Origin of the sequence: Paraburkholderia sp., from assembly GCF_028283785.1 — a bacterium.
In the GTDB taxonomy this organism is placed as follows: Bacteria; Pseudomonadota; Gammaproteobacteria; order Burkholderiales; family Burkholderiaceae; genus Paraburkholderia.
Genome location: NZ_JAPWKB010000019.1, coordinates 901,758 through 917,619, shown reverse-complemented (window position 1 = coordinate 917,619; position 15,862 = coordinate 901,758). Strand labels below are relative to the sequence as shown.

The following is a 15,862-nucleotide window of genomic DNA, read 5'->3' as shown; positions in this document are numbered from 1 at the left end:
GCCGGTGGCGTGTTCCGCCCGGCGCGAATCACCGATTGATTATGCAGACAAAAGCGACAGCCGCGGCAGCGCGGCGTGCGCGTTAGCCGTTGTGCCTACTGCGACCGCTGCGGGGTCCATGCCGCGCAGTTCGGCGAGGCCGTTGCCGATCGCCGGAATCTGTTCGGGCGAGTTGCGTTGCTTGTAAATCCACGACGGCGCGATATCCGGCGCGTCGGTTTCGACGACGATCGCGTCGAACGGCAACTGTTCGGCGAGACGGCGAATCTGCCGGGCGCGCTCGAAGGTAAGGTTGCCGCCGAAACCCAGGTGCATGCCGTGATCGATATACGCCTGCGCCTGCTGGAAACTGCCGTTGAACGCATGCGCGATGCCGCGATGCACCTGATTGCGCCGCAGCCCTTTCAGCACTTGATCCTGCGATTTGCGTACATGACAGATGACGGGCAGATCGAACTCACGCGCGAGCTTCAGTTGCTCGTTGTAGAAGAACTGCTGACGCGCGTCGTCGAGACCGGGCACGAAGTAATCGAGACCGATCTCGCCGATGCCGACGAAGCGCGGATCGTCGAGCGACGCTTCGATTTCCATCCGCAACACGTCGAGATCGGCGTCGGCGGATTTCGGTGTGAACAGCGGATGAATGCCGAGCGCGTAAGCACCGCCGGGGAAGCGATGCGCGAGCTCGCGGACCGTCGTGAAGTTCGACCGGTCGACGCCCGGAATCACGATGCGCGACACGCCCGCGCCAAGCGCGCTCGCGGCGACCGCGTCGCGGTCGGCGTCGAACTCACCCGCGTCCAGGTGACAGTGCGTGTCGATCCACATCGGCGCAGCCCTCGCAAAAACGTGAAACGTTGCTGTTGCTCAGATCGGCACGACCGGCTCTTCGTACAGCACACCGTCACGCAGACGCATCGTGCGATCACAGCGCGCGGCGAGGTCCGGGTCGTGCGTGACGATGACGAAGCTCGTATCGAGCGTTTGCGACAGTTCGAGCATCAGGTTGAACACCGTATCTGCCGTGCCGCCGTCGAGATTGCCGGTCGGCTCGTCGGCGAGCACGCACGCCGGTTTGGTCACCAGCGCACGCGCGATCGCGACGCGCTGACGCTCGCCGCCCGACAGCTCGCCCGGCCGATGTTTCGCGCGATGCGCAAGCCCGACCCGTTCGAGCGTTGCCATCGCTTCGGCGCGCGCGGCTTCGGTGCTCATGCGGCGAATCCGCAGCGGCATCGCGACGTTATCGAGCGCGGTAAATTCCGGCAGCAGATGATGGAACTGATAGACGAAACCGAGTGCACGATTACGCACATCGTTGCGTTCGCGCTCCGACAGTTTGGTGAACGGCCTGCCCTGCACCGACACTTCGCCGGTGCTCGGATCGTCGAGGCCGCCGAGCACATGCAGCAGCGTGCTCTTGCCCGAACCCGACGCGCCGACGATGGCCAGCTTTTCGCCGCGCCGCACGCTCAGTTGCGTGTTGTTCAGCACCTGCACGTTCAGGCCGCCCTGGATGAACGCTTTCGAAATGCCGGTGGCTTCCAGCACGTAGGGATGAGGCGCGGAATCACCGGTCATGGCTTGAGCTGTCGATCGTTTTTCGTTGGATGAAGTGAAGCGGTCGTTCACGCGATCATTCATAGCGCAGCGCCTCCGCCGGACGCACCTTCGCGCCGCGCCAGCTTGGATACAGCGTGGCCAGCGACGACAGCACGAACGCGATCAGGCCGATCCTGATCACGTCGGCGGGGACGAGTTCCGACGGCAGTTCGCTGATGAAGTACACGGACGGCGGCAGGAATTGCACGCCGAGCAGATGCTCGATCATCGGCACCAGCCACGGAATGCTCCACGCGATCAGACAGCCGAGCGCAACGCCCGTCGCGGTGCCGATGAACCCGATCGTCACGCCTTGCACCACGAAAATCTTCATGATCGAGCCGGGCTGTGCACCGAGCGTGCGCAAGATCGCGATGTCGGCCTGCTTGTTGGTCACGGTCATCACCAGCGACGACACCAGGTTGAACGCCGCCACCGCGATGATCAACGTCAGGATGATGAACATCATGCGTTTTTCGATCTGCACGGCCGAGAACCACGTCTTGTTCTGCTGCGTCCAGTCGCGGATATACAGGTCGCCCGACAGCGTTCGGGCCAGTTGATGCGCGACTTCCGGCGCGCGCTGCATGTCGGTCAGCCTTAGCCTCACGCCGGTCGGCGCCTGCAGCCGGAACAGCGCCTGCGCGTCCTTGATGTTGATCAGCGCGAGCGAGCTGTCGTACTCGTAATGCCCCGATTCGAACACGCCGACCACGGTGAACTGCTTGAGCCTCGGCAGCATGCCGGCCGGTGTCATCGTGCCTTCGGGCGCGACCAGCGTGATCTTGTCGTTGACCTGCACGCCGAGATTGGTGGCGAGATCCGCGCCCAGCACGATGCCGAAATCGCCCGGCACGAGATTGGTCAGCTTGCCGCCCTTCATCTCTTTCGCGATGTCGGACACCTGCGGTTCGAGCGACGGCTCGACACCGCGAAGCATCACGCCGCTGACGGCGTCCTGGCGAGTCAGCAGCGCCTGCGCTTCGACATACGGCGCCGCGCCGATCACCTCTTTGTTCTGGCGCGCTTCGAGTGCGGTTTGCTGCCAGTTCGGCATCGAACCGGTCGGCGAGAAGATTTCGACGTGTGCGAGCACCGACAGCATCCGGTCGCGCACTTCCTTCTGAAACCCGTTCATCACCGACAGCACGACGATCAGCGCCGCGACGCCGAGCGCGATGCCCGACATCGACACCAGCGCGATGAACGAGATGAAGCCGTTACCGGTCGTGCGTTTGCCGGCGCGCGTGTAGCGCCAGCCAATCGTCCATTCGTAGGGAAATTTCAAGCGAGTCCTTTCTGCGTGTTGCGCTGTTGTGGTCGGGTCGATGCCGGCGATACGGGCAAAACCGGCGAGAGCGGCGGAGCGCCGCCGACGATGCGTGACCCAGGCCCGAGCGTCGTAAGTATTGGGTTCCGGACGGCCCTGATGGTTCCACGAAAGCCGCGCCACGCGGCCCTCACACATGATTACGCGGTATTTCATACGTGGTTCGCGACGACGCCATCCGGCCCCGACCGGCATGTCCCGCAAGCCCGGTCGTGCGCGCATTATCCCGCATGCGCGCACCGTCCGGCTCCGCGCCGGTTCCGCGCATCGGTCCCGATCAAGCGCGAAGTTTGCCATACAATGCCGACCATCATGAACGCCAACCGCCTCCATCTTTTGCTGCCCTTCGTGCTGCCCGCCGCCGCCGAAGCGTCGACCGCCCTGCACGGCATCCGCTCACCCGCGCTCGACACGCTGCTGGCCCGCGCGACGCTCGGCGAACAGGTGATCGGCGAGGATTTTCAGCGCACGCTGCCGCACGAACGCTGGGTCGCGCGGCAGTTCGGCGCGGTGCCGCAAGGCGTCGGCACCGGCGCGGCCAACGACGAGGCGCCGCTCGCGCCCTATATGCTGCGCGCCGACGGCGGCGACCCCGGCAACGCAATCTGGGCGTGCGTGCAGCCGGTTCACGTGCGTATCGCACATGACCATCTGGTGCTGATCGATCCCGCTTCGCTGGATCTGCCGGACGACGAAGCCGCCGCGCTGCTTGCGGTCGCGCGTCCGCTGATCGAGGAACTCGGCGTCACGCTCGAAGCGCCCCGCCCGACCCGCTGGTATCTGTCCAGCGACGCATTCGGCACGCTCGCCGGCGCGTCGCCGCTGCGTGCGAGCGGCCGCAACATCGAAATCTGGTTGCCGCACGAAGCGCATACGGGCGAACGCTCGCGCGCGTGGATGAAGCTGCAGAACGAAGTGCAGATGGCGTGGTTCGAACATCCCGTCAACGAGGCGCGCGAAGCCCGCGGGCTGCCCGCCGTGAATTCGATCTGGTTCCACGGGCAAGGCTCGGCGCAACCGGTGCGCAGTCCGTTCGGCCGGGTGCTGTCCGAGGCCGCCGCGACCCTCGGCCTCGCGATCGCCGCGCGCACCGACACAGGCGCGCCGCCCGCCACGTTCGCCGCGTACTCGCTGGAATCGGGCGTGGCCGAAACCGCGTCGGCGCTGCCCACGCTGATCGAACTCGAGACGTTTTCGACGCCCTATATCGAACAGGACTGGGGCCGCTGGAACGACGCGTTCGCCGCGCTCGAACGCAACTGGTTCGCGCCCGCGCTCGCCGCGCTGCAAAACGGCAAACTCGACGAACTGGCGCTGACCTTGTGCGGCGACACCGGCTCGGTGACACTGAACGTCACCCGCGCCGATCTGCGCAAATTCTGGCGACGACGCATGCTCGCGTCGCTGCTCGTCGAATGATGCGAACGCGCGGCCTGGCCGCGCGCACCGAACGCCATCACCCGAACCAAACCGCTTGTTTTCCGGCCTGACCGCATGACCCGAATCGTTACCCGCGCCTGCTCCCCGGTCGACGCAGAAATCCTCACCCGCCACGGCCTGCACCCGGTGCTCGCGCGCCTGTACGCGTCGCGCGGCGTCTGCCAGCCCGACGAGATCGAAACCGGTCTCGCGCGTCTCGTGCCGCCCGCGCAGCTGAAAGGCTGCGACGCCGCTGCCGCGCTGCTCGCCGACGCAATCGGGCAAAACCGCCGCCTGCTGGTAATCGCCGACTACGACTGCGACGGCGCGACCGCGTGTGCGGTCGCGGTTCGCGGGCTGCGTATGTTCGGCGCGCAAATCGACTATCTGGTGCCGAACCGCTTCGAATACGGCTACGGCCTGACGCCGGAAATCGTCGCGCTGGCCGCGCAGCGCAAGCCGGACATGCTGATCACGGTGGACAACGGCATCGCCAGCGTCGACGGCGTCGAAGCGGCCAATGCGCTCGGCATCGACGTGCTGGTGACCGACCATCACTTGCCCGGCGACGAATTGCCCGCCGCACGTGCCATCGTCAATCCGAACCAGCCGGAATGTACGTTTCCGAGCAAGTGCATCGCCGGGGTCGGCGTGATGTTTTACGTGCTGCTCGCGTTGCGTGCCGAATTGCGCCGCCGTGGCGCCTTCTCCGACGCGCGCCCCGAGCCGCGTCTGGACGGCCTGCTCGACCTGGTCGCGCTCGGCACCGTCGCCGACGTCGTCAAGCTCGACGGCAATAATCGCGTGCTGGTCGCGCAAGGCCTGCAACGCATCCGCAAGGGCAAGATGCAGCCTGGCATCGCCGCGCTGTTTCGCGCCGCCGCCCGCGATGCGCGCAGCGCGTCGGGCTTCGACCTCGGCTTCGGGCTCGGCCCGCGCCTGAACGCGGCCGGACGGCTGTCGGACATGTCGCTCGGGATCGAATGCCTGATTACGGACGACATCGGCCGCGCGTGGGACCTCGCGCAGCAACTGGACACGATGAACCGCGAGCGTCGCGAGATCGAGGCCGGTATGCAGGCGCAGGCGCTGAAGGATCTGGCGTCGCTCGATCTGTCTGGCGCCGACGGCCTCGCCGGCAACGCCACCATCACGCTGTTCAACGAAACGTGGCACCAGGGCGTGATCGGGATCGTCGCGGGCCGGCTGAAGGAGAAATTCCACCGGCCGTCGTTCACCTTCGCGCTCGCCGACGACACCGGCGTGCTGGTCAAAGGTTCCGGCCGCTCGATCCCCGGCTTCCATCTGCGCGACGCGCTCGACCTGATCTCGAAGCGCGAACCCGGCATGATCGTCAAGTTCGGCGGTCACGCGATGGCCGCCGGCCTCACGCTGGCCGCCGCCGACGTGCCGCGCTTCACGGCCGCGTTCGAGGCGGTCGGACGCGAATGGCTGTCCGACGACGCGCTCGCGCGCACGGTCGAAACCGACGGCGACCTCGAAGACGCGTATTTCACGCCGCAATTCGTCGAAATGCTCGACGCCGCCGTGTGGGGACAAGGCTTCCCTGCGCCGGTTTTTTCCGGCGAATTCGACATCGCGTCGCAGGCGCTGGTCAAGGACAAGCATCTGAAGCTGCAACTGCTGCGCGGCCGTCAGCGTTTCAATGCAATCTGGTTCAACCACACCGACCTGCTGCCGGCCCGCACGACCGTCGCGTACCGGTTGTCGAGCGATACGTGGAACGGCGTGTCGCGCGTGCAACTGATCGTCGAGCACGCAGCCGCCTGAACGGCGTCAAACCACGCCGAAAAGCGGCGAAATCCTGCTTCGATCCGCCGCCGCGGCGCGCTCATGCGCCCGGCGGCGCCCTCCGATCGGCTATAATTTCCCCTTTTCAAGAAAGCCGAACTAGATCGATATGGAAGCGGAACGTCTCAATGCGATCGAAGCCTCTCTGGCAGACCTGCGCCATCGCGCGGGCGAGCTACGGGGGTATCTTTGACTACGATAACAAGTCGATACGTCTGATCGAAGTCAATCAGGAACTCGAAGACCCGAACGTCTGGAACGACTCGAAGCACGCGCAAGCGCTCGGTCGTGAAAAGAAGCTGCTCGACGACGTCGTCGGCAAGCTGAACGCGCTCGACACCGACCTGCGCGATACGCAGGATCTGTTCGAGATGGCGCGCGAGGAAGCCGACGAAGACACGCTGATCTCGTGTGAAAGCGACGCGGCCGGCCTCGAAGCACGCGTCGCCGACATGGAATTCCGCCGGATGTTCTCCAAACCGGCCGATCCGAACAACGCGTTCCTCGACATCCAGGCGGGCGCCGGCGGCACCGAAGCGTGCGACTGGGCGTCGATGCTGCTGCGTCAGTATTTGCGTTACTGCGAGCGCAAGGGCTTCAAGACCGAAGTGCTCGAAGAAACCGAAGGCGACGTCGCCGGCATCAAGAACGCGACGATCAAGATCGAAGGCGAATACGCATACGGCTTTTTGCGCACCGAAACCGGCGTGCACCGCCTCGTGCGCAAGTCGCCGTTCGATTCGTCGGGCGGCCGTCATACGTCGTTCTCGTCGGTGTTCGTGTATCCGGAAATCGACGATTCGATCGAAGTGGACGTCAACCCGGCCGATCTGCGCATCGACACGTATCGTGCGTCAGGCGCGGGCGGTCAGCACATCAACAAGACCGATTCCGCCGTGCGTATCACGCACATGCCGTCGGGCATCGTCGTGCAGTGCCAGAACGACCGTTCGCAGCACCGCAACCGCGCCGAAGCAATGGCCATGCTGAAGTCGCGCCTGTACGAAGCGGAAATCCGCAAGCGTCAGGAAGAGCAGGACCGCCTCGAAGCCGGCAAGACCGATGTGGGCTGGGGCCATCAGATCCGCTCGTACGTGCTCGATAACAGCCGTATCAAGGATTTGCGCACCAACGTTGAAATCAGCAACACGAAGAGCGTGCTGGACGGCGATCTCGATCCGTTCATCAGCGCGAGCCTGAAACAGGGCGTGTAAGCGCCGGGAGCGCGGCGGCCTGCATCGCCGCCGCCGCTCCGGTCACACATTGCGCGTCCGCCGTTTTTGCAGTCCGTTGCACCGCGCGTCCCGTTCGCGCAGCGTGTCCATCTCGTGCGCCTGGCGCTGCCCGCGTTTCCACGCACCGGGCGCCACGCGAGCGCTGGACAGCCCGAAGCCGCACATCCGCAAGCACGCCTCCAGCGAAACCGGCGCGTGAGCCGCTCACCGTCACCACCGAATACGAACCACCATGACCGAACCGACCCAGACGAACGCCGTCACCGAACTGGACGAAAACCAGATCATCACCGAGCGCCGTGAAAAACTGCGCGCGTTGCGTGAACAGGGCATCGCCTATCCGAACGACTTCCGTCCGACCCACCACGCCGCCGATCTGCAAACCCAGTACGCCGACACCGACAAGGAAGCGCTCGAGGCGAATCCGCTTCAGGTCGCCATCGCCGGCCGGATGATGCTCAAGCGCGTGATGGGCAAGGCAAGCTTCGCGACGGTGCGCGACGGTTCGGGTCAGATCCAGTTCTTCATCACGCCCGCCGACGTCGGCCAGGACATCTACGACGCGTTCAAGAAGTGGGATCTGGGCGATATCGTCGCCGCGCGCGGCGTGCTGTTCCGCACCAACAAGGGCGAGCTGTCGGTGCGTTGCACGGAGTTGCGTCTGCTGTCGAAGTCGCTGCGTCCGTTGCCCGACAAGTTCCACGGTCTGTCCGACCAGGAAATGCGCTATCGCCAGCGCTACGTCGATCTGATCGTCACGCCGGATACCCGCAAGACTTTCGTCGCGCGCACCAAGGCGATCGCGTCGATCCGCAAATACATGGCCGACGCCGACTTCATGGAAGTCGAAACGCCGATGCTGCACCCGATTCCCGGCGGCGCGGCGGCCAAGCCGTTCACCACGCACCACAACGCGCTCGATATGCAGATGTTCCTGCGTATCGCGCCGGAGCTGTACCTGAAGCGGCTGGTGGTCGGCGGCTTCGAGCGCGTGTTCGAGATCAACCGCAATTTCCGTAACGAAGGCGTGTCGGTCCGGCACAACCCCGAGTTCACGATGATCGAGTACTACGCGGCCTACACCGATTACAAGTGGCTGATGGACTTCACCGAAGCGTTGATCCGCCAGGCGGCGGTCGATTCGCTCGGCAGCGCGTCGATCACGTATCAGGGCCGCGAGCTGGATCTGGCGAAGCCGTTCCATCGGCTGACGATCACGCAAGCCATCCAGAAATACGCGCCGCAATACACGGACGCGCAACTGGCCGACGGCGATTTCCTGCGCGTCGAACTGAAGAAGTTCGGTGTGGACGCGTCGCAGCCGCAATTCCTGAACGCGGGCATCGGCGCGCTGCAACTCGCGCTGTTCGAGGAAACCGCCGAATCGCAATTGTGGGAGCCGACCTTCATCATCGATTACCCGATCGAAGTGTCGCCGCTCGCGCGCGAATCGGACACGGTGCCGGGCATCACCGAGCGTTACGAACTGTTCATCACGGGTCGCGAGATCGCCAACGGCTTCTCGGAGCTGAACGATCCGGAAGATCAGGCCGCGCGCTTCCAGAAGCAGGTCGATCAGAAAGACGCCGGCGACGAAGAAGCGATGTTCTACGACGCCGACTACATTCGCGCGCTCGAATACGGCATGCCGCCCGCCGGTGGCTGCGGGATCGGCATCGACCGTCTGATCATGCTGCTGACGGACAGCGCAAATATCCGCGATGTGATCCTGTTCCCGCATCTGCGTCGCGAAGACTGACAATCGCGTGCTGCACCGCCCTTTTCAGGCGGTCTTTCGCAGACGAAAAAAAGCCCGGCCGCGCGCCGGGCTTTTTTATTGCTACATCGTTGGTGAGCATGGACGGACAAAAGCCCGCAAGGCTTTGTAACCATCGGTAAAAGCTGCGGAACCTCCGCGCAGCGCCCGCCAGCCGGGCGCCCGGAAAATCCCGGCCCGCCTGAGGTTCCGGCCGGGCGTGTACACAGCACGGACGACGCGCGCCGATTTCGGTTACAAGTTGAAACCCTGCTCACCCCGGAATCCCGGACACTTGAGCGAGATAACACTCGACTCTGCCTAGACGGAGGCCAACCATGAACAATCCAGTCGATCAAAAGCCCGCGCCCACTCGCCGCCTTCATCCGCTCGTCGCCACGGCGGCCGGTGCGGTCATCATCGCCAGTCTCGCCGCGACGGCGGCCGTCACCGGTCTATTTCCGAAAGCGTCGAGCAATGGCGCGCAAACCGACCAGACGCAATCGGCGCAGATCGCGTCGCAGCCGGTCGTAGACTCGGCGAACCCGTCGACGTACGCGCAACAGCAGCAAGCGCAGCAACAGCAGGCGCAAGCGACCCAAGCCGCACGCACGCCGGAACCGGCGCCGACGCAACAGGCGCCCGCACAACCCGCGCCGCAGTACGCGCAACAGCCGCAACCGGCCGCGCCGTCGTATTGCTCGACGTGCGGCACCGTGGTCGCGATTTCCGCAGTCAAGCAGGAAGGCCACGGCACCGGGATCGGTGCGGTTGGCGGTGCGGTGGCGGGTGGCGTCGTCGGCAATCAGTTCGGCAGCGGCGGCGGACGGACCGCGATGACACTGCTCGGCGCGGTCGGCGGCGGTCTGGCCGGGAACTCGGTCGAAAAACACATCCGCAGTACGACGTCGTACTCGGTGCGCGTGCATATGGAAGGCGGCAAGACCCGTTATTTCACGTATCACGAAGCGCCGCCGTTCGCCCAAAGTCAACGCGTGCGCATCGAGAATGGCACGCTGGTCGCGGCGGGCTGACACGCATCCGCGCGAATTCCTGAGCCGCAACGAAAAAAAGGCGATTTCCCTTCCGGGAAATCGCCTTTTTCTATCTTTGGCGGATCAACGTGAACCGCTCAGTAATCCGCGTCTTCGATCCACGCAGTCTGGATCGCTTCGAGGATCTTTTCGTTCGAGCGGCTGGGATCGTCGTCGAAACCTTCCAGATCCGTCACCCACTTATGCAGATCGGTAAAGCGGATCTGTTGTGGGTCCACTTCCGGGTGCTTGTCCGTCAGGGCCATCGCGATGTCTTGCGTGTCGGTCCACTTCATGGCTGCTCGCCTCCTGTTAGTGATTCTCCTTCGCGTGGTTGATCGTGTAACGCGGAATTTCGACCACCAGATCGGCCTCTTCGGGAACGATAGCCTGGCAGGACAGACGCGATTCGGGTTCGAGACCCCACGCCTTGTCCAGCAGATCGTCCTCGTCTTCCTCGGATGGCGTCAACGCGGCGAAACCCTCACGCACGATCACGTGACACGTCGTGCACGCGCACGATTTCTCACACGCATGCTCGATTTCGATGCCATGTTCGAGCAGGCTGTCGCAGACGCTCTTGCCCGGCACGGCGTCGATCACCGCGCCTTCCGGGCACAGTTCGACATGGGGCAGCACAACGATTTGAGGCATACGGTTTCCGTTTTATCTGAGGTACGGCGGCCGGCTTCCGGCGCGATACCATTTTACTAATTTAAATCTCGTCGAGCTTCTTGCCGGCGAGTGCGCGGCGGATGCCCTTGTTCATCCGGCGCGCGGCGAATTCGTCCGTCCCTTCGGCCAGCGCCTTGGTGGCGGTTTCGATCGTGTCGGCGTCGTCGCTGTCCGTGAGCTTGCGCAGCGCGTCGAGCAAGCTGTCGAGTGCGGCACGTTCGCTGTCGTCGAGCAGTTCGGCATCGGCGGCGAGCGCGCTATCGGTCGCTTCGATCACGCGACGCGCCTCGACCTGCGCTTCGCGCAGCGCGCGGGCGCGCATATCGACTTCAGCGGTCGTGAAACTGTCTTCGAGCATTTTCGCGATGTCGTCGTCGGCGAGACCATACGACGGCTTGACCACCACCGACGCCTCGACGCCCGACAACTGTTCGCGCGCGAACACCGACAACAGGCCATCCGCATCGACCTGATAGGTCACGCGGATGCGCGCAGCGCCGGCGGCCATCGGCGGAATGCCGCGCAACTCGAAGCGCGCGAGCGAGCGGCAATCGCTCACCAGTTCGCGTTCGCCTTGCACGACGTGGATCGCCATCGCCGTCTGCCCGTCTTTAAACGTGGTGAAGTCCTGCGCACGCGCGACCGGAATCGTCGAATTGCGCGGGATGATCTTTTCCGTCAGACCGCCCATCGTTTCGACGCCGAGCGACAGCGGAATCACGTCGAGCAGCAACCAGTCTTCGCCGTCCGCGCTGCGGTTGCCCGCGAGCAGATCGGCCTGGATCGCCGCGCCGAGCGCGACCACCTGGTCTGGATCGAGATTGATCAGCGGCGGCTGGCCGAAGAATGTTTCCACGGCGCGGCGCACCACCGGCATGCGCGTCGCGCCGCCGACCAGCACCACGCCCTTGATTTCAGCGGGCGTCACCTTCGCGTCGCGCAGCGCCTTCTTCGTCGGACCGAGTGTGCGCTGAACCAGCGCCTGCGTGATCGCCTCGAAGCTCGCTTCGTCGATTGTCTGATCGATCGTCGTGCCGTTCGACAGCGTCACGTTCAACGCAGCGGCCGGTGCATCCGACAGCGCTTCCTTCGTCACGCGGACAGCGTCGAGCAACAGCCGGACGTCTTCGGGCGCGAGCGTGGCCGCTGCGATGCCCGCTTGCGTCAGCACGTGGCGATACAGCGCGTGATCGAAGTCGTCGCCGCCGAGCGCGGAATCGCCGCCCGCCGCCAGCACTTCGAAGACGCCCTTGGTCAGCTTGAGGATAGACAGGTCGAACGTGCCGCCGCCCAGATCGTAGACGGCGAACAGGCCTTCGGAGCCGTTGTCGAGACCGTACGCGATCGCGGCGGCCGTCGGTTCGTTCAGCAGACGCAGCACGTTGAGGCCGGCGAGACGCGCGGCGTCTTTGGTGGCCTGGCGCTGCGCTTCGTCGAAATACGCGGGCACCGTGATCACCGCGCCGACCAGGTCGTCGCCGAGCGTGTCTTCGGCGCGCTGACGCAAGGTGGCGAGGATTTCGGCGGACACTTCGACCGGGCTTTTGATGCCGTCGATCGTGCGGATCTGCACCATGCCGGGCGCGTCGACGAAGTCGTACGGTGCGTTCTCCGCGCCTTCGACTTCGCTCTTGCCGCGTCCCATGAAGCGTTTCACCGAAACGATGGTGTTGCGCGGATCGCTTGCCGCCTCGGCCTTCGCCGTGCGGCCGATACGGCGGCCGCCCTTCTCCAGATAGCGCACGACCGACGGCAGCAGCATATGGCCGTCTTCGTCGGGCAACACGTCCGGGGAACCGCTACGCACGGCAGCGACGAGGGAATTGGTGGTGCCGAGATCGATACCGACCGCGAGACGCCGCTGATGCGGCGCCGTCGCCATGCCGGGTTCGGAAATTTGCAGTAGGGCCATCTGGATTCTTCTTCGGGGCGCGTTCGGCCCCTTCCTGATTGATTCGCGTTGCTGGGGAATGCTGGCGGCTGGGTTCGCTGGCTGGCTACGTATGCTGCGCTCGTACTCTGACGCGTGATGTTCGCGCGGGATGCGTGCGTGCGGCTGGCGCGCGGACCGGGTTCAATCAGTCTTCGAGCCGGTCGATCTGCGCGCTGATCTCCGCGGCGACGCGTTCGATAAACATCAACTGGCGCACCGCTTCGCTCGCCGCGGCGTTCGCGCCGCTGTCGAGCAGCGCCGCCAGTTTATCGAAGCGCGCGCGTTCTTCACCGCGAAGCTCGACGAGCAGCGCATCGAGCGCATCGACGTTTTTCGCGGCCGCTGCGTCTTCGATGCCTTCGCGCCATTCCATCTGCTGCATCAGGAACGCCGGTTCCATCGCCGTGTTGTTCTCGGCGCCGACATCGATATCGCGCAAAGCCAGCAGATACGTGGCGCGTTTGAGCGGATCGCGCAGCGTCTGGTACGCCTCGTTCGCACGCGTCGCCCATTGCATCGCCACGCGCTTTTGCGCGTCGCCGGCGGCAGCAAAACGGTCGGGGTGCACTTGCGCCTGAACCGTGCGGTACGCGTGATCGAGCGTGGGCGTGTCGAGCGCGAATTGCGCCGGCAGATTGAAAAGTTCGAAGTGGCTGTCGTTCAGCGAGGCCATCGGCGCACAGAGTCCGTTCAAAGCGCGCAAACCGGCTGCGAAATGCAACCTCATGCACGACGTCAAAAATCAAAAAGGCGGCACGCGCCGCCTTTTTCCCGCCCGCCGCGGATTTATACGCGGAACGATTCGCCGCAACCGCACTCGTCTTTCACGTTCGGGTTGTTGAACTTGAAGCCTTCGTTCAACCCTTCGCGTGCGAAGTCGAGTTCGGTGCCGTCGATATACGCGAGGCTTTTCGGATCGACGATGATCTTCACGCCATTGCATTCGAAGACCTGATCTTCCGACGCCAGTTCGTCCACGTATTCGAGCTTGTAGGCCAGACCCGAGCATCCGGTCGTGCGCACGCCGAGCCGAAGACCGACGCCTTTACCGCGCCGGATCAAATACTTCTGGACGTGCTGTGCTGCCTTTTCGGTCAACGTAATTGCCATAGCGTTTCTCATTGTGCCGCGGCGCCCGCGTGAATGACGCTGTTCGCGTCTGCTGCGCCGCCGCCCTGCCTGCGTCAAATATCGCTCATGCCGGACGACGCACGATGCGCTTGCGTGCCGTCCCGCCTACAACCTGCAGATGCCGCCCGAAGGGACTGATTTCAAGCGGCGTCCGGGTCTCGGGCCAAAAAGCTTAAGCCGTCTGACCGTCTGCCGCGACGGTTTCGCCGTGGCGCTGCTTGTAGTCTGCAACCGCTGCCTTGATCGCGTCTTCCGCGAGGATCGAGCAGTGAATCTTGACCGGCGGCAGCGCGAGTTCTTCGGCGATATGCGTGTTCTTGATGGACATTGCCTGATCCAGCGTCTTGCCCTTCACCCATTCGGTGACGAGCGAGCTGGACGCGATGGCCGAACCGCAGCCGTACGTCTTGAACTTCGCGTCTTCGATGATGCCGTCCGCGCCCACGCGGATCTGCAACTTCATCACGTCGCCGCAAGCCGGTGCGCCGACCATGCCGGTGCCAACTGCGTCGTCGTCTTTCGCGAACGAACCGACGTTGCGCGGGTTTTCGTAGTGATCCAGAACCTTGTCGCTATAAGCCATGATGACACTCCTTGATTCGGTTGAAGCTGCGTTCTATTCGATTCGACGTCGTGCGGGAGGCGCTTAGTGCGCGGCCCACTGGATGGTCGAGATATCGATGCCGTCCTTGTACATTTCCCAAAGCGGCGACAGATCGCGCAGCTTCGCAATCTTGCTTTTCAGCAGATTGATCACGTAATCGACATCCTGCTCGGTCGTGAAACGGCCGACCGTGAAACGGATCGAGCTATGCGCGAGTTCGTCGTTGCGACCCAGCGCGCGCAGCACGTAAGACGGTTCCAGCGACGCCGACGTGCACGCCGAACCCGACGATACCGCCACGTCCTTCACCGCCATGATCAGCGACTCGCCTTCGACGAAGTTGAAGCTGATGTTCAGGTTGTGCGGCACACGATGGTCCATGTCGCCGTTCACATAGGTTTCTTCCATTTCCGACAGGCCGCGCAGCAGACGGTCGCGCAGCATGCGGATGCGTTCGTTTTCCGTCGCCATTTCTTCGCGTGCGATGCGGAACGCTTCGCCCATTCCGACGATCTGGTGCGTGGCCAGCGTGCCCGAACGCATGCCGCGCTCGTGACCGCCGCCGTGCATCTGCGCTTCGATGCGGATACGCGGCTTGCGACGCACGAACAGCGCGCCGATGCCCTTCGGGCCGTACGTCTTGTGCGCCGAGAACGACATCAGGTCGACCTTCAGCTTTTGCAGGTCGATCTCGACCTTGCCGGTCGCTTGCGCGGCATCGACGTGGAAAATGATGCCCTTCTCACGCGTGATCTCGCCGATCGCGGCGATATCCTGAACCACGCCGATTTCATTGTTCACGTGCATCACCGACACGAGAATCGTGTCCGGGCGGATCGCCGCCTTGAACACGTCGAGGTCGAGCAGGCCGTCGTCCTTGACGTCCAGATACGTGACTTCGAAGCCTTCGCGCTCCAGCTCACGCGTGGTGTCCAGCACAGCCTTGTGCTCGGTCTTCACGGTGATGATGTGCTTGCCCTTGCCCTTGTAGAAGTGCGCCGCACCCTTGATGGCCAGGTTGTTCGACTCCGTCGCGCCCGAGGTCCAGACGATTTCGCGCGGATCGGCGTGAACCAGCGCCGCGACGTTCTCGCGCGCTTCTTCGACCGCCCGCTCCGCATCCCAGCCGTAGGCGTGACTACGCGACGCCGGATTGCCGAACTGTTCACGCAGGTACGGGATCATCTTGTCCACCACGCGCGGATCGACCGGCGTCGTGGCGCTGTAGTCCATGTAAATGGGCAGGTGGGGAATATCGTTGTTCATCAATCGCTCCGGGGGACGTTCTATGCTTGGCTTCTGATTCAAGGTTGCGCGCTTATGGCTTGGGT

General features: G+C 64.1%; 15 protein-coding genes. 5 read left to right on the top strand and 10 right to left on the bottom strand.

Annotated features, from left to right (window positions below):
• Positions 1-39: 39 nt before the first annotated feature.
• From PW947_RS26390 to PW947_RS26380, 3 genes are read right to left on the bottom strand one after another with little or no spacing between them, the layout of a single operon-like run.
• On the bottom strand, positions 40-828 hold the full coding sequence (locus PW947_RS26390) for a TatD family hydrolase (protein WP_299635321.1): 789 nt from the start codon (positions 826-828) through the stop codon (positions 40-42).
• 39 nt (positions 829-867) lie between these two features.
• A complete protein-coding gene (gene lolD / locus PW947_RS26385) occupies positions 868-1,581 on the bottom strand; it encodes a lipoprotein-releasing ABC transporter ATP-binding protein LolD (protein ID WP_299635320.1) in 714 nt (237 codons plus the stop codon).
• A gap of 55 nt (positions 1,582-1,636) precedes the next feature.
• Positions 1,637-2,890 carry a lipoprotein-releasing ABC transporter permease subunit gene (locus tag PW947_RS26380; RefSeq protein ID WP_299635319.1) on the bottom strand — a complete coding sequence of 418 codons (1,254 nt, stop codon included), beginning with the start codon at positions 2,888-2,890 and terminating at the stop codon, positions 1,637-1,639.
• Between the two features lie 342 nt (positions 2,891-3,232).
• Between PW947_RS26380 and PW947_RS26375 the strand changes: the two genes are divergently transcribed.
• The 5 genes from PW947_RS26375 (at position 3,233) to PW947_RS26355 (ending at position 10,188) form a co-directional block, all read left to right on the top strand.
• Positions 3,233-4,351, top strand: a complete 1,119-nt coding sequence (locus PW947_RS26375) for a regulator (protein WP_299635318.1) — start codon at positions 3,233-3,235, stop codon at positions 4,349-4,351.
• Positions 4,352-4,426: 75 nt separating this feature from the next.
• The gene (gene recJ / locus PW947_RS26370; RefSeq protein WP_299635317.1) at positions 4,427-6,142 is read left to right on the top strand and encodes a single-stranded-DNA-specific exonuclease RecJ; all 1,716 of its coding nucleotides are present in this window, start codon (positions 4,427-4,429) and stop codon (positions 6,140-6,142) included.
• A gap of 130 nt (positions 6,143-6,272) precedes the next feature.
• A protein-coding gene (prfB, locus tag PW947_RS26365; RefSeq protein WP_299635316.1) for a peptide chain release factor 2 occupies positions 6,273-7,377 on the top strand; the annotation gives its coding sequence in 2 pieces (ribosomal slippage) (positions 6,273-6,353 and positions 6,355-7,377; 1,104 coding nt in all).
• 253 nt (positions 7,378-7,630) lie between these two features.
• The gene (lysS, locus tag PW947_RS26360) at positions 7,631-9,157 is read left to right on the top strand and encodes a lysine--tRNA ligase (RefSeq protein WP_299635315.1); all 1,527 of its coding nucleotides are present in this window, start codon (positions 7,631-7,633) and stop codon (positions 9,155-9,157) included.
• 335 nt (positions 9,158-9,492) lie between these two features.
• A complete protein-coding gene (locus PW947_RS26355; protein ID WP_299635314.1) occupies positions 9,493-10,188 on the top strand; it encodes a glycine zipper 2TM domain-containing protein in 696 nt (231 codons plus the stop codon).
• A gap of 98 nt (positions 10,189-10,286) precedes the next feature.
• On the opposite strand, the gene iscX is transcribed toward PW947_RS26355, so the two are convergent.
• The 7 genes from iscX to PW947_RS26320 form a co-directional block, all read right to left on the bottom strand.
• Positions 10,287-10,484: a Fe-S cluster assembly protein IscX gene (gene iscX, locus PW947_RS26350; protein WP_299635313.1), complete on the bottom strand. Its 198-nt coding sequence runs from the start codon at positions 10,482-10,484 to the stop codon at positions 10,287-10,289.
• Positions 10,485-10,500: 16 nt separating this feature from the next.
• Complete coding sequence (fdx, locus tag PW947_RS26345) at positions 10,501-10,842, bottom strand: ISC system 2Fe-2S type ferredoxin (RefSeq protein WP_299635312.1); 342 nt, start codon at positions 10,840-10,842, stop codon at positions 10,501-10,503.
• Positions 10,843-10,903: 61 nt separating this feature from the next.
• Entirely contained in the window at positions 10,904-12,775 is a 1,872-nt protein-coding gene (gene hscA, locus PW947_RS26340; RefSeq protein WP_299635311.1) for a Fe-S protein assembly chaperone HscA, read from the bottom strand.
• A 166-nt stretch (positions 12,776-12,941) separates the two neighbouring features.
• Positions 12,942-13,469 carry a Fe-S protein assembly co-chaperone HscB gene (gene hscB, locus PW947_RS26335; protein WP_299635310.1) on the bottom strand — a complete coding sequence of 176 codons (528 nt, stop codon included), beginning with the start codon at positions 13,467-13,469 and terminating at the stop codon, positions 12,942-12,944.
• Between the two features lie 113 nt (positions 13,470-13,582).
• The gene (gene iscA, locus PW947_RS26330; RefSeq protein ID WP_299635309.1) at positions 13,583-13,906 is read right to left on the bottom strand and encodes an iron-sulfur cluster assembly protein IscA; all 324 of its coding nucleotides are present in this window, start codon (positions 13,904-13,906) and stop codon (positions 13,583-13,585) included.
• A 193-nt stretch (positions 13,907-14,099) separates the two neighbouring features.
• Complete coding sequence (gene iscU / locus PW947_RS26325) at positions 14,100-14,510, bottom strand: Fe-S cluster assembly scaffold IscU (RefSeq protein WP_299635308.1); 411 nt, start codon at positions 14,508-14,510, stop codon at positions 14,100-14,102.
• Between the two features lie 63 nt (positions 14,511-14,573).
• Entirely contained in the window at positions 14,574-15,797 is a 1,224-nt protein-coding gene (locus tag PW947_RS26320) for an IscS subfamily cysteine desulfurase (protein ID WP_299635307.1), read from the bottom strand.
• Between the last annotated feature and the right edge of the window lie 65 nt (positions 15,798-15,862).

Excerpts from the sequence above, each read along its gene's own strand:
- PW947_RS26390 (WP_299635321.1), bottom strand. The coding sequence starts at position 828 with ATGTGGATCGACACGCACTGTCACCTGGACGCGGGTGAGTTCGACGCC.
- lolD (WP_299635320.1), bottom strand. The coding sequence starts at position 1,581 with ATGACCGGTGATTCCGCGCCTCATCCCTACGTGCTGGAAGCCACCGGC.
- PW947_RS26375 (WP_299635318.1), top strand. The coding sequence starts at position 3,233 with ATGCCGACCATCATGAACGCCAACCGCCTCCATCTTTTGCTGCCCTTC.
- recJ (WP_299635317.1), top strand. The coding sequence starts at position 4,427 with ATGACCCGAATCGTTACCCGCGCCTGCTCCCCGGTCGACGCAGAAATC.
- lysS (WP_299635315.1), top strand. The coding sequence starts at position 7,631 with ATGACCGAACCGACCCAGACGAACGCCGTCACCGAACTGGACGAAAAC.
- PW947_RS26355 (WP_299635314.1), top strand. The coding sequence starts at position 9,493 with ATGAACAATCCAGTCGATCAAAAGCCCGCGCCCACTCGCCGCCTTCAT.
- iscX (WP_299635313.1), bottom strand. The coding sequence starts at position 10,484 with ATGAAGTGGACCGACACGCAAGACATCGCGATGGCCCTGACGGACAAG.
- fdx (WP_299635312.1), bottom strand. The coding sequence starts at position 10,842 with ATGCCTCAAATCGTTGTGCTGCCCCATGTCGAACTGTGCCCGGAAGGC.
- hscA (WP_299635311.1), bottom strand. The coding sequence starts at position 12,775 with ATGGCCCTACTGCAAATTTCCGAACCCGGCATGGCGACGGCGCCGCAT.
- hscB (WP_299635310.1), bottom strand. The coding sequence starts at position 13,469 with ATGGCCTCGCTGAACGACAGCCACTTCGAACTTTTCAATCTGCCGGCG.
- iscA (WP_299635309.1), bottom strand. The coding sequence starts at position 13,906 with ATGGCAATTACGTTGACCGAAAAGGCAGCACAGCACGTCCAGAAGTAT.
- iscU (WP_299635308.1), bottom strand. The coding sequence starts at position 14,510 with ATGGCTTATAGCGACAAGGTTCTGGATCACTACGAAAACCCGCGCAAC.
- PW947_RS26320 (WP_299635307.1), bottom strand. The coding sequence starts at position 15,797 with ATGAACAACGATATTCCCCACCTGCCCATTTACATGGACTACAGCGCC.